The following is a 12,782-nucleotide window of genomic DNA, read 5'->3' on the forward strand; positions in this document are numbered from 1 at the left end:
GAACCGCTGTAGTGGAGATCCAGGAAACGGACTGTAAGCAGACGCCCGGTTCGATCCGGCCGGTCATCGACCGGAACCGGTGTGAGGGCAAGAAAGAATGCGTCGCGGTCTGTCCTTACCACGTCTTTACGATGGCAACCCTTACGCCGGAGTTGCGGCGTGGTCTGAGCCTGCGTGGAAAACTCAAAGGCTTCGCCCATCGATGGCAACAGGCGTTTGCCTCGAACGCCGACGCCTGCCAGGCCTGCGGGTTGTGCGTTTCCGTGTGTCCGGAAAAGGCGATTGCGCTGGTTCGACCCCGCTAAGAACGGTGTGTCTTCAGTTCGTGATGGAGGCAGCCCGCCCGGCTGGAAATTCCGCCGTGCGAAGCGCCTGCGGCGTCATCGATGGAAGCTCCGGGAAGGACAACGACAAATGACGAGTTCCAGCATTCCAGATCGGCGATGTCGCCTTCGGTACGGGACAGGACAGCATCATCGGCCGCGGGCTGGTAGTGCATGCCGACATGGACGACCTGAAGTCACAACCTGCCGGTAACTCCGGAACGCGCGTGGCGTGCGGAATGATCACCCGCGATCCCGACAAGATGACTTATTCAAAAGCGGGCTGATCCGCGAGAACACGAAGCGGAGGGTGGAATCGTGCGCAGTAGCCATCCGCGGCTAGTGCGCTTTCTCCCAGTTCGGCCCCGAACCGACGTCCACCGCCAGCAGCACATCGAGCGTTGCGACACTATTCATCAGTTTCGGAAGCTCGCTTTTTACTGAATCGATTTCAGACTCCGGTACTTCGAGAACGAGTTCGTCGTGGACCTGCATGATCAGCCGGCTCATCATGCGGGATGTTGATATCCAGCCTTGGACGGCGATCATCGCCAGCTTGATCAGATCCGCTGCGGTTCCTTGCATCGGCGCGTTGATGGCGGCTCGCTCCGAACCCTGGCGTCGTGCCGCATTGCTCGCCCTTATGTCGTTGAGATAGAGCCTGCGCCCGAATACGGTTTCGACGTAGCCCAGGCTTCGCGCAGCTTCGCGCGTGCGTTCCATGTAATCCTTCACTCCCGGGTAACGCTGGAAATAGCGTTCCATGTATTGCTGCGCGGCAGAACGCTCGATGCCGAGCTGCGAGGCCAGCCCGAACGCCGACATGCCGTAGATCAGTCCGAAGTTGATGACTTTCGCGTAGCGGCGCTGTTCGCTGGACACGGCCGCCGATTCGACGCCGAAGATTTCAGATGCGGTGTGCCGGTGCACGTCTTCGCCGGCGGCGAATGCCTGCAGCAGTCCTTTGTCCTGGGACAGATGCGCCATGATGCGCAGCTCGATCTGGGAATAGTCCGCCGAAATAATGACCGAGCCTGGCGGCGCAATGAAAGCCTCGCGGATACGGCGGCCTTCCGCGGTGCGAACCGGAATGTTCTGCAGGTTCGGATCGTTGCTCGAGAGCCGGCCGGTTACTGCAACCGCCTGCGCGTAATTCGTGTGCACCCGTCCTGTCCTGGCGTTCACCATGCGCGGCAGCTTGTCGGTGTAAGTGGATTTCAGCTTGGACAGGCTCCGATACTCGAGAATCAGCTTGGGCAGCGGATGATCGAGGGCGAGTTCCTGAAGCACGTCTTCGTCCGTCGAAGGCAGGCCTCCCGGCGTTTTCTTCTTCACCGGAAGCTTGTGGCGCTCGAACAGGATTTCCTGAAGCTGCTTCGGCGAGTTCAGGTTGAACGGCTGCCCAGCCTGCATGTGCACCGCCTGCTCCAGCCCCAGCATCTTGATGCCGAGCTCATGGCTCTGCTGGTCGAGAAGCCGGGTGTCCAGCAGCACGCCGTTGCGTTCCATCGTGAACAGCACTTCCATTACCGGTATTTCGATGTTGCGGTAGATGCGCAGAAGTTTGGAATCCTGTTCGACTTGGGGATACAGCACCTGATGCAATTGCAATGTGACATCCGCGTCTTCGGCCGAGTACTCGGTCGCGCGGGCGAGATCCACCTGCTCGAACGGAATGCGGCTTGCGCCCTTGCCGGTGACATCGTCGTAAGTGATGGTGGTAATGCCAAGATGGCGGGCGGCGAGGTCGTCCATGTCGTGCGGGCGATGGCTTTCCAGCACATAGGATTGCAGCAATGTGTCGTGCTCCACCCCGCCGAGCAGGATTCCGCAGTTGGCGAAGACATGCTTGTCGTATTTGAGGTTCTGTCCGACTTTGCGCGACGCCGGGCTCTCCAGCCAGTCCTTCAGCGCGGCAAGGACGTGATCGCGGGAGAGTTGCGCCGGCGCACCGGTATACGTATGGCCGACCGGAATGTAGGCGCCGCTGTTCGCCTGCACCGAAAGCGAAATGCCGACCAGTTGCGCCGTCATCGGATCGAGACTGGTCGTCTCGGTATCGACGGATACCAGCGGCGCGTTCGAGATCCTGTCCAGCCAGGCCGCAAGTTCGGAGTCCGTCAGGATGGTTCCGTAGTCCCGCGGCGCCGAGGGACGAGGGGTGGATACGACTGTTTCGTTCCCTCGCCCTTCATCCCCCGCACCCCTCAAGGGGGTATTGAAAAGAATCCCTCCTCCCTCGAGTTCACGCAGCCAGGTCTTGAATTCGAGCCTCTCGAACAGCTGCAAAAGGACGGCTGCGTTCTGCGGCTGCGGGACGAGTCCGTCGATTCCGACGGGCAGGGGCACATCGCACTTGATACTCAGCAGTTTCTTCGCGGTCGGCAGCCACGGCAACGCTTTGCGCAGGTTTTCTCCGACCGCGCCGGTGATCTCCCCGGCATGGGCGACTACTTCGTCGAGCGTGCCATACTGCGAAAGCCACTTCACCGCGGTCTTCGGGCCGACTTTGTCGACACCGGGAACGTTGTCGACCGAGTCGCCGATCAGCGTGAGGTAGTCGACGATTTGCGCCGGCTTGACGCCGAACTTCTCCTGCACGCCCTTTTCATCAAGGGATTCACTGGACATGGTGTTTACCAGCCTGACCATCGGATTGACGAGCTGCGTGATGTCCTTGTCGCCTGTGGAAATGACGGTCTGCACACCCAGCGTTTCGGCCTGCCTGGCCAAGGTGCCTATGACATCGTCGGCTTCGACGCCGTCGATCATCAGCAGCGGCCAGCCCATTGCGCGGATGCCATCGTGCAGCGGCTCGATCTGTTGCACCAGATCATCCGGCATCGGCGGCCGATTGGCTTTGTACTGCGGATACCAGTCGTCGCGGAAGGTCTTTCCTTTTGCGTCGAATACGCAAGCGATATAATCCGCCGACGTTTCCTTGCGCAGCTTCTGCAGCATGCTGAGCACACCCTTGACGGCACCGGTCGGTTCGCCGTGCCTGTTGCGCAGGTCGGGAAGCGCATGGAATGCGCGATAAAGGTAGGAAGAGCCGTCCACCAGCACTAGCGTTTTCATTGACGATCAGCGCCGAAAATCCAATATGAACGAAAAACAGAAGGTCCCGGTTCCGCTTGCTCCCGAATTGGTCGAGAAGGCATGGTCGGCGCGGGAATCCTGGCGGGTATTCGGAATTATGTCAGAGTTTGTCGAAGCCACCGAGCGCCTGGCTCACATCCGGCCCGCGGTCAGTATCTTCGGCAGCGCGCGGGTGGCGCGCGGGCATCCCTACTATCAACTGACCGAAGAGGTGGCACGCCGATTGTCCGATGCCGGATTCAGCGTGATCTCCGGTGGCGGACCGGGCGCAATGGAAGCGGCAAACAAAGGCGCGTTTGCGGGCCGATCGCCTTCGGTAGGACTGAACATCCAACTGCCTCACGAGCAGATAACCAACCAGTATCAGGACGTAAGCCAGACCTTCACGCGTTTTTTCGTACGCAAGGTCATGTTCGTCAAGTTCGCCTGCGCCTACGTGGTCGTACCGGGCGGCTTCGGCACAATGGACGAACTGATGGAAGCTCTGACCCTGGTGCAGACCGGCAAGATCCGTCGTTTCCCCATCATCCTCATGCAGTCCTCCTACTGGCGAGGACTGATCGACTGGATCCGGGATCGGATGATAAGCGAGGGCATGATCGATGCGGCTGACATGAACCTGATCAAACTGATCGATGAGCCCGACAAAGTGGTCGCGGCAATATTCGACCACTACGAGAAACGCGGCTTCGAGCCGACCGCCGCCGAACGCGAAGCACAACTGAATCTCTGAAACCGTCCGATGTCAGTTTTCACGACCGTTATGCCCGACCAGCTTTCGGCCTGGCTGAGGAACTACTCGATCGGCGTGCCGACCGCTCTGGAAGGCATTCTCTCCGGCATCGAGAACACCAATTATTTCGTTACCACCACGCACGGCCGCTTCGTGCTGACGTTGTTCGAAAAGCTTACGCGTAAGGAACTGCCGTTCTATCTGAATTTGATGGCGCATCTTTCCAGTCACGGTCTGCCATGCCCGAAGCCGATCGCGAACCTGCAGAACGAATTGCTTGGTGAACTCAGCGGGAAGCCTGCCGCAATCGTCACCTGCCTGGAAGGTCACCCTGTAACCGAGCCGGCGCCGGTGCATTGCGCGCGGGTCGGCGAAGTACTGGCGGAGATGCACCTGGCCGGACGGACTTATCCGGGACACCTGGACAATCTTCGTGGCGCCGGCTGGTGGAGCGCCTGTGCGCCGGAAATCTATCCGTTTCTCAAGCCCGAGGATGCGGAGCTGCTCAAGTCCGAGATCCGTTTCCAGGCGGAGCACAATCGTGAAGGATTGCCGTGCGGTGTCGTGCATGCCGACCTGTTTCGCGACAATGTCCTGTACGACGGCGACCGGGTCGGCGGTCTAATTGACTTTTATTTCGCCTGCGTCGATTGTTTCGTCTACGACGTGGCCATCACCGTGAACGATTGGTGCGTCAATGCCGATGCCAGACTCGATCACGTTCGCGCCGAAGCGCTGTTGAAGGCATACATGTCGGTGCGACCATTCACCGATCAGGAGCACGCCGCCTGGCCGAGGATGTTGCGCGCGGGCGCCCTGCGCTTCTGGGTCTCGAGGCTGCACGATTTCCATCTGCCGCGTCCCGGGGAACTCACCCACAAGCACGACCCGGAGCGGTTTCGCCGGATTCTTTTCAATCACCGCGCCGGCGGACCCTGACTGCCGGACTACGAAAGAACCATCGATGAACATACAAAGCGTTCCCGCCAGTCGTGGCTGGCAGTGGATCGTGGCGGCATTCAGTCTCTTCAAGAAAAATCCGCTGATCTGGATCGTCCTGCACCTGATATTGATACTGATTGGCGCGGGCCTGAGTATCCTGCCGGTGATCGGTCCCTATCTGCTTTACCTGCTGACCCCGCTGCTCCTGGGCGGCCTCATGACCGCCGCGAACGACATCGAATCCGGGCAGGACATCGAGATTGCGCACCTGTTCCGCGGGTTTCGCCAGAACACGTTGCACCTCATCACCGTCGGCGGGGTCTATCTCGTAGGCCAGGTCGTCATTTCCGGTGTGATGATCATGCTCGGCGGACCGGAATTCCAGCAAGCGCTCAGGGTCGGTGTCGAAGGAATCGACCCTGTCAGCATTACTCCCGAGGTCGCGACCCGCATCCTGATGGCGCTGCTGGTAGGGATGGCACTCTTCGTACCGCTGGCCATGGCAACCTGGTTTTCTCCGGCACTGGTCATACTCGACAACCAGTCCGGTTTCGCCGCGATGGGCGAAAGCGTGCGCGCCTGTCTGCGCAACATGCAGCCCTTCCTGGTATACGGCATATTCAGCCTGCTGCTGCTGATCGTTGCGTCGATTCCCTTCGGTCTCGGCCTGGTCCTGTGGATACCGGTGATGGTGGTGACGATGTACACCAGTTACCGGGATATTTTTGCAACCGCTGCGACGCCTGAACAGGCAACAGCGTAACGCGGCTTCGTTCAGGCAGGGGCGAGTTTGGCGTACTCGAGTGCCAGCCACTTCATACCGGCGTCCCGGAAATTGACCTGAACACGCGCGTCCGTGCCGCGGCCCTCCGCGCTGACGATTACACCGGAGCCGAATTTCGCATGCACCACGTTTTGTCCCACACGCCAGCCTGACACCGCGGTTTCCATCTTCGGCGCCTTTGCCTCGTATCCCGGCGCGAAGCCCTTGGCGCTGACGAATCCCGAATACTTGGTCGCGTTGACGCGTTTTATCAACTCCTCCGGAATTTCCTCGAGGAAACGTGAAGCGATGTTGTAGCGCGTCTGCCCGTGCAGCATGCGCGTCTGCGCGTGCGTGAGATACAGCCGGCGGCGCGCGCGCGTGAGCGCCACATACATCAGCCGCCTTTCTTCCTCCAGTCCGTCCTGCTCGGAAATGCTGTTCTCGTGAGGGAACAGTCCTTCCTCCAGGCCGGTGATGAACACGGCATGGAATTCCAGGCCCTTGGCTGAATGCACGGTCATCAGCTGCAATGCATCCGCGCCGGCCGCAGCCTGATGTTCGCCGGCTTCGAGCGAGGCATGCGCCAGAAACGCCGCGAGCGCGGAGAAGCCCTGAGACGGGATTTCGCCTTCCTCGGTGACTGGTGCAATCGATCCGTCGGCGGAAACGAAAGCCACCGCGGCGTTGGTCAGTTCGCCGAGGTTTTCGAGGCGGTCTTCGCCTTCGCGTTCGTTCTGGTAGTAGGTGATCAGCCCGCTCAATTCGACGACGTGGTCGATGATTTCCGGCAGCGGCAGGGTTTCACAGGCCGCACGCATGGACTCGATCAGTTTGACGAAGGCGGCGATGCTGGTGCCGGCCTTGCCGCTCAAGGTGTTGGCGCAAGCCGCCTGCCACAGCGAGATGCCGCGCCCCGCAGCGACTTCCTGCAACTGTTCGATACTGCGATTGCCGATTCCGCGCGTCGGGAAATTTACGACCCGCAGGAACGCGCCGTCGTCATCCGGATTCGCAGTCAGCCGCAGATACGCCAGCGCGTGCTTGATTTCCTGGCGCTCGAAGAAGCGCAGTCCGCCGTAGACGCGATACGAGATCCCCGCGTTGAACAGGGCATGCTCAAGCACCCGCGACTGGGCATTGGAACGATAGAGCAGCGCAATTTCCGAAAGTGCTGCGGCTTCGTTCTTCAACTGCTTCACTTCGTCCAGGATATAGCCGGCTTCCTCCAGGTCGGTCATCGCCTCGTACAGCCGCAGCGGCTCGCCGCTGCCTTGCGCCGTCCACAGGTTCTTGCCGAGCCGGGCGCGGTTGTGACGTATCAGCGCATTGGCCGCATCCAGGATGTTGCCCTGACTGCGATAGTTCTGCTCAAGCTTGATGACTTTCTCGACATGGAAGTCCTTCTCGAAATCGAGCATGTTGCCGGCGCGCGCGCCGCGGAAGGCGTAGATCGACTGATCATCGTCGCCAACACCGAAAATGGAATTGTTCGGGCCCGCCAGTAACTTAAGCCAGAAGTATTGCAGCCGGTTGGTGTCCTGGAATTCATCCACCAGGATATGCTCGAAGCGGCCGCGATAATGCTCCCGCAGGATTTCGTTTTTCGACAACAGCTCGAAGCAACGCAGGAGCAACTCGGCGAAATCCACTACGCCTTCGCGGTTGCACTGCGCATCGTAAGTGTCGTAAACGTTGACCAGCCTGCGCGAGAAATCGTCGAAGGCTTCGACCTTCGCGGCGCGCAATCCCTGTTCCTTGGCGCCATTGATGAAGTACTGGGCTTGCTTCGGCGGATACTTCTCGTCGTCGATGTTCATCGACTTCATGACGCGCTTGATCATGGCAAGCTGGTCGGCCGAATCCAGGATCTGGAAGGTTTGCGGCAATCCGGCATCGCGGTAATGGGCGCGCAGGATGCGATTGCACAGCCCATGAAAGGTGCCGACCCACATGCCGCGGGTGTTGATCGGCAGCATTCCGGAAATGCGGATGAGCATTTCGCGCGCGGCCTTGTTGGTAAAGGTCACGGCCAGCAGGCCCTGCGGACCGATCTGCCCGGTCTGGATCAGCCAGGCGATGCGGGTGGTAAGCACTCGGGTCTTGCCGGAACCGGCACCGGCGAGGATCAGTGCCGACTGGTGGGGGAGCGTGACGGCTTCGAGTTGCTGCGGATTGAGGCCTTCGAGAAGCGACATGCGGGATTCGGATTGCGGTTTCGATTCCGGATTATAAATGCAGTTGTCCGGTCAGCCACGCGCCTTCCGGCTTTCGTTGACCAGATCGCGAATCATCGGCGTCAGGATGAGTTGCATCGCGTATTCCATTTTGGTGCCGGGCACGACGATGGTATCGGGGCGCGATACGAAGGAATCCTCGATCATCGCCAGCAGGTAGGGCACGTTCAGGTGCTCCGCGTCGGCAAGGCGTATCACGACGAAACTTTCCTCCGGACGCGGAACCTCGCGCACGACGAAAGGATTGGATGTATCAATGGTCGGCACACGCTGAAAATTCACATGCGTGCGCGAGAATTGTGGCGTGATGAAGTGCACGTAGTCGTACATGCGCCGCAGGATGGTCTGAGTTACCACCTCCATCGAGTAGCCCCGCCCCTGCATATCGCGGTGTATCTTCTGAATCCACTCCAGATTGACCGTCGGCGTTACGCCGATCAGAAGGTCGACATGGCGAGCCACATCGACTTTGTCGGTGACGATGCCGCCGTGCAGGCCTTCATAGAACAGCAGGTCGGTGTTCTCCGGCAGTTTCTCCCAGGGTGTGAAGGTGCCGGCTTTCCGGCCATAGCGGGCCGCGCGTTCCTCGTTATGCAGGTATAGCCGCGCATTGCCACCGCCGCGGTTGCTGTATTCGCCAAACAATGCCTCGAGTTCCTCGAACAGGTTCGCTTCCGGCCCGAAGTGGCTGATCGCCTGGCCGCCGATTTGCTCGTAGGCTTCGATCAGCCTGCGCATTTCGTCGCGATCATAGCGGTGGAAACTGTCGCCCTCGATCAGCGCCGCTTCGATGTGCTCGAGACGGAAGATGTTTTCGAAGGTCTTGCGCACAGCCGTGGTCCCGGCGCCGGAGGAGCCGGTAACGGCGATGATCGGGTGCTTGCGCGACATGGTTTGCCGGGTGGGAGGGAGCGATTTCCGGAAATCTCGACTGCCCGGCGATGGTACAACGAAAACCGCCTTCGGCGACAAGGCGCCGAAGGCGGGGACCGCGATGCTATTGCAGTGAAGCGATCGGCTCGAGCCTGGGATTGCTTTCCTTCAGGCGCGCGCCCAACGCATTGGCTTCCTGCTCGGTGGAAAAGCCGGCCAGGCGTACACGATAAATTTGGCCCTCTTCACCCTGCTGCGGCTGGATGCGTACCGGATAACCCTCGCGACGCAGGCCGTCATACAGGGATAACGCCTCAAGCTGTTGCCGATAGCTGGCTAGATAAAGCTTCCAGCGTCCTCCCTTGCGCATGGCACCCGCGCCATCGGCCATTTCAGTTTCTGCGGCCCAGGCCTTCAGTTGGTCCATGGGAACCGCTTCGACGACGGCAGCCCCTGATTTCGGGGCCTGCAGATAAGTCAGCGGGTCCTTCATTTGCACGGGCTGGTCGCCGGTGCGGGTCACCGTGATCTTGCCTTCGATCAGGACCAGGACTTCCTTGTCGCCGAGATTCTTGCCCCAGATGTCGGTGCCACGGATGCCGGCGGTCACCGTCGGGAACTGCACGGTGATGTCGCGAGTGCCGCGATTCTTCACGGTCGCTTCGGTGGTGAAGCGGAATGCGCCTTCCAGCACTTTCAGCGTCGCCGCAATAAAACTCTCCTTGCGCCTTTGCAAGAGATCGGTCAGTTTCAGTCTGCCGTTTTCGCCCAGCTTGACCACGCTCCCGTCACCCAGGCGCAAAAGCAGCCGCGAGTTGCCGCCGGTCGCAACCTCGTCGTTGCTCCTCAGTTCCGTGCCGACGGCAAGCGGCTGGCGCTTTCCGTCGCGAGTGACCCAGGCCGGCAATTGCAGGCCTTCAACGATGGCATCGGGCGCAGCCTGCAAGAGGTCGGCCGCGAGAAATAAAAGAACGAAGAGTCCGGTACGCAACAACATGGTGTTATCCCCTTTCGTTTAAGTCTGGCGGCGAAGATACGTGCGGGAACATCCAACGGATGCACTGACGCGACGGTATAATCGATTACTTTACAACGCTTTGTAAGATTCCTCATGCAGCCGCAATATCAACCCGCCGAAGTCGAGCAGCAAATACAAAAAGAGTGGGCGGACAAGAAATCCTTCCGCGCGATCGATCGTTCCGACAAACCGAAGTACTACTGCCTGTCGATGTTCCCTTACCCGTCGGGCAAGTTGCACATGGGCCACGTGCGCAACTACACCATCGGCGATGTGCTGTCCCGCTATCACCGCATGCGCGGCTTCAATGTCCTGCAACCGATGGGCTGGGATGCCTTCGGCCTGCCGGCCGAGAATGCGGCAATGGCCAACAACGTGCCGCCGGCGAAATGGACCTATGACAACATCGCGTACATGAAGAAGCAGCTCAAGTCGCTGGGCTTCGCCATCGACTGGGAGCGCGAGCTGGCGACCTGCGCGCCGCAATACTATCGCTGGAACCAGTGGCTGTTCCTGCGCATGCTGGAAAAGGGGATCGCTTATAAAAAAACCGGCACGGTGAACTGGGACCCGGTCGACCGGACGGTGCTTGCCAACGAGCAGGTGATCGACGGTCGCGGCTGGCGCACGGGTGCGCTCGTGGAGAAGCGCGAGATCCCGATGTACTACCTCGCGATCACGAAGTACTCGGAGGAACTGCTGTCTTCGCTGGATTCGCTGCCTGGTTGGCCGGAGCGCGTGAAGACCATGCAGGCGAACTGGATCGGCAAGAGTTTCGGCGTGCGCCTGGCATTTCCGTACGAGTTGAATGGCGAGCCGGGCAAGCTTTGGATTTTCACGACACGCGCCGATACCATCATGGGCGCCACCTTCTGCGCGGTCGCCGCGGAACATCCGCTCGCCGCAGAGGCGGCGAAGCGCGATCCGAAGCTGGCTGCCTTCGTCGACGAGTGCAAGCGTGGCAGCGTCATCGAGGCCGACCTTGCGACGATGGAAAAGAAAGGCATGCCCACCGGCCTGTTCGTCAGTCATCCGCTGACCGGCGAGAAGATCGAGGTCTGGATCGGCAACTACGTGTTGATGAGTTATGGCGAAGGTGCGGTCATGGGTGTGCCGGGTCACGACGAGCGCGATTTCGCCTTTGCCAAGAAGTACGGCTTGCCGATCGTGCAAGTCATCGACGTCGACGGAAAAGAGTATTCGCTCGACGCCTGGCAACCCTGGTATGCCGATCACGGCGTTTGCGTCAATTCCGGCAAGTACGACGGCCTGGATTTCGTGAAGTCGGTGGAGGCGATCGCAGCGGATCTCAAAGTGAAAGGGCTCGGCGACAAGCAGGTCACATGGCGGTTGCGCGACTGGGGTGTGTCGCGCCAGCGTTACTGGGGCTGCCCGATCCCGATCGTGCATTGCGCAAGCTGCGGCGACGTGCCGGTGCCGGAAAATCAGTTGCCGGTCGTCCTGCCCGAGGACTGCGTGCCGGATGGTAGTGGCAATCCGCTGAACAAGCGCGCCGATTTCCTGAATACGGATTGTCCGAAATGCGGCAAGCCGGCGCAGCGCGAGACCGATACCATGGACACCTTCGTCGATTCATCCTGGTATTTCCTGCGCTACGCCTGCGCCGACCAGGACGGCAAAATGGTCGACGAGCGCGTGAATGACTGGCTGCCGGTGGACCAATACATCGGCGGCATCGAGCACGCCATCCTGCACCTGCTCTATTCGCGGTTCTGGACCAGGGTCATGCGCGACTTCGGCCTGGTGAAACTCGACGAGCCTTTTACGCGTCTGTTGACGCAGGGCATGGTGCTGAACGAGATTTTCTCCCGCAAATCCGATGGCGCCCGCGTCCAGTATTTCAATCCGGCCGACGTCGAACTCGAATTCGACGAGCAGGGCAAGCGCACCGGCGCGATCCTGAAGTCGGACGGCGGACCGGTGGATTCAGGCGGCATCCGCACCATGTCGAAGTCCAAGAACAACGGCGTGGATCCGCAGGCGCTGATCGACCAGTATGGCGCCGACACCGCGCGGCTGTTCATGATTTTCGCATCGCCGCCGGAACAGACTCTCGAATGGTCAGACTCCGGAGTTCAGGGTGCCTACCGATTCTTGCGGCGGTTGTGGGAATTTGGCGAACGGCTAAAGGCCAATGAGTGGATGCTGGAGACCCCAGGTGCCATTTCGCGGAAGCCGCAAGAGCCGTTCGATTGGAATGCCGCCAATGATGATCAGAAGAAGATTCGACACAAGATATACGGCTTGCTAAAGCAAGCAACTGACGACATGGAGAGACATCAGTTCAATACGGTTGTGTCTGCGGCCATGCAAATGCTGAATTTGCTTCAGCAACAAATTCCCGGGCAGCTCTGCGATTCTCCCGAAGAAATTGGAAGGTTAGGGTCAATTCGCCAACAAATACTCGCCGAAGGCGCAAGTATTCTCATACGTATACTAGCTCCTATCGTCCCTCATCTTACCTATCATCTATGGCAAAAGCTCAAATTTGGCGAGGATGTATTTGTAGCGTCGTGGCCGAAATTAGACGCGGCTGCGCTAGAACAGGACAACATCGAACTGGTGCTGCAGGTCAACGGCAAGCATCGAGGATCAACCCGCGTTCCAAGTGATGCATCGCGCGAAACGATTGAGCGATTGGCCTTGGAGAATCCGAACGCCCAGAAACACATTGCCGGGCAGGCGGTCAAAAAGGTGATCGTCGTACCGGGACGACTGGTGAACATTGTTGTATAGGGAAGGGGAATGAAGGACGAGAATAGACCGAAGCGCA

10 protein-coding genes are annotated in these 12,782 nt (G+C 59.7%); 6 read left to right on the forward strand and 4 right to left on the reverse strand.

The window, feature by feature from the left end:
- Positions 1–11: 11 nt before the first annotated feature.
- Both HY067_12425 and HY067_12430 read left to right on the forward strand, forming a co-directional pair.
- Positions 12–305 (forward strand): ferredoxin family protein, encoded by a 294-nt coding sequence (locus tag HY067_12425; GenBank protein MBI3528762.1) that lies wholly within the window; start codon positions 12–14, stop codon positions 303–305.
- A gap of 131 nt (positions 306–436) precedes the next feature.
- The gene (locus HY067_12430) at positions 437–610 is read left to right on the forward strand and encodes a superoxide dismutase family protein (protein MBI3528763.1); all 174 of its coding nucleotides are present in this window, start codon (positions 437–439) and stop codon (positions 608–610) included.
- A 52-nt stretch (positions 611–662) separates the two neighbouring features.
- Here the strand turns inward: HY067_12430 and polA are convergent, their stop codons facing one another.
- Positions 663–3,401, reverse strand: a complete 2,739-nt coding sequence (polA, locus tag HY067_12435) for a DNA polymerase I (protein MBI3528764.1) — start codon at positions 3,399–3,401, stop codon at positions 663–665.
- Between the two features lie 25 nt (positions 3,402–3,426).
- Between polA and HY067_12440 the strand changes: the two genes are divergently transcribed.
- From HY067_12440 to HY067_12450, 3 genes are read left to right on the forward strand one after another with little or no spacing between them, the layout of a single operon-like run.
- Positions 3,427–4,155: a TIGR00730 family Rossman fold protein gene (locus HY067_12440; GenBank protein ID MBI3528765.1), complete on the forward strand. Its 729-nt coding sequence runs from the start codon at positions 3,427–3,429 to the stop codon at positions 4,153–4,155.
- Between the two features lie 9 nt (positions 4,156–4,164).
- The gene (locus HY067_12445) at positions 4,165–5,094 is read left to right on the forward strand and encodes a homoserine kinase (GenBank protein MBI3528766.1); all 930 of its coding nucleotides are present in this window, start codon (positions 4,165–4,167) and stop codon (positions 5,092–5,094) included.
- A 25-nt stretch (positions 5,095–5,119) separates the two neighbouring features.
- Positions 5,120–5,860, forward strand: coding sequence for a hypothetical protein (locus tag HY067_12450; protein MBI3528767.1), 741 nt, complete (start codon positions 5,120–5,122; stop codon positions 5,858–5,860).
- 11 nt (positions 5,861–5,871) lie between these two features.
- Here the strand turns inward: HY067_12450 and HY067_12455 are convergent, their stop codons facing one another.
- From HY067_12455 to HY067_12465, 3 genes are all read right to left on the reverse strand, one after another.
- Entirely contained in the window at positions 5,872–8,058 is a 2,187-nt protein-coding gene (locus tag HY067_12455; GenBank protein ID MBI3528768.1) for a UvrD-helicase domain-containing protein, read from the reverse strand.
- Positions 8,059–8,109: 51 nt separating this feature from the next.
- A complete protein-coding gene (locus HY067_12460) occupies positions 8,110–8,988 on the reverse strand; it encodes a phosphoribulokinase (protein ID MBI3528769.1) in 879 nt (292 codons plus the stop codon).
- 106 nt (positions 8,989–9,094) lie between these two features.
- On the reverse strand, positions 9,095–9,967 hold the full coding sequence (locus HY067_12465) for a FecR domain-containing protein (protein ID MBI3528770.1): 873 nt from the start codon (positions 9,965–9,967) through the stop codon (positions 9,095–9,097).
- 114 nt (positions 9,968–10,081) lie between these two features.
- Here HY067_12465 and HY067_12470 point away from each other — a divergent pair, with 114 nt between their 5' ends.
- The gene (locus tag HY067_12470; GenBank protein ID MBI3528771.1) at positions 10,082–12,745 is read left to right on the forward strand and encodes a leucine--tRNA ligase; all 2,664 of its coding nucleotides are present in this window, start codon (positions 10,082–10,084) and stop codon (positions 12,743–12,745) included.
- Positions 12,746–12,782 lie beyond the last annotated feature (37 nt).

It is taken from the genome of Betaproteobacteria bacterium (assembly GCA_016194905.1).
GTDB lineage: Bacteria > Pseudomonadota > Gammaproteobacteria > Burkholderiales > JACQAP01 > JACQAP01.

What these genes read in the sequence shown, in the direction of transcription:
- HY067_12440 (MBI3528765.1), top strand. Translation starts at nt 3,427, where the DNA reads ATGAACGAAAAACAGAAGGTCCCGGTTCCGCTTGCTCCCGAATTGGTC.
- HY067_12445 (MBI3528766.1), top strand. Translation starts at nt 4,165, where the DNA reads ATGTCAGTTTTCACGACCGTTATGCCCGACCAGCTTTCGGCCTGGCTG.
- HY067_12455 (MBI3528768.1), bottom strand. Translation starts at nt 8,058, where the DNA reads ATGTCGCTTCTCGAAGGCCTCAATCCGCAGCAACTCGAAGCCGTCACG.
- HY067_12460 (MBI3528769.1), bottom strand. Translation starts at nt 8,988, where the DNA reads ATGTCGCGCAAGCACCCGATCATCGCCGTTACCGGCTCCTCCGGCGCC.
- HY067_12465 (MBI3528770.1), bottom strand. Translation starts at nt 9,967, where the DNA reads ATGTTGTTGCGTACCGGACTCTTCGTTCTTTTATTTCTCGCGGCCGAC.
- HY067_12450 (MBI3528767.1), top strand. Translation starts at nt 5,120, where the DNA reads ATGAACATACAAAGCGTTCCCGCCAGTCGTGGCTGGCAGTGGATCGTG.
- polA (MBI3528764.1), bottom strand. Translation starts at nt 3,401, where the DNA reads ATGAAAACGCTAGTGCTGGTGGACGGCTCTTCCTACCTTTATCGCGCA.
- HY067_12470 (MBI3528771.1), top strand. Translation starts at nt 10,082, where the DNA reads ATGCAGCCGCAATATCAACCCGCCGAAGTCGAGCAGCAAATACAAAAA.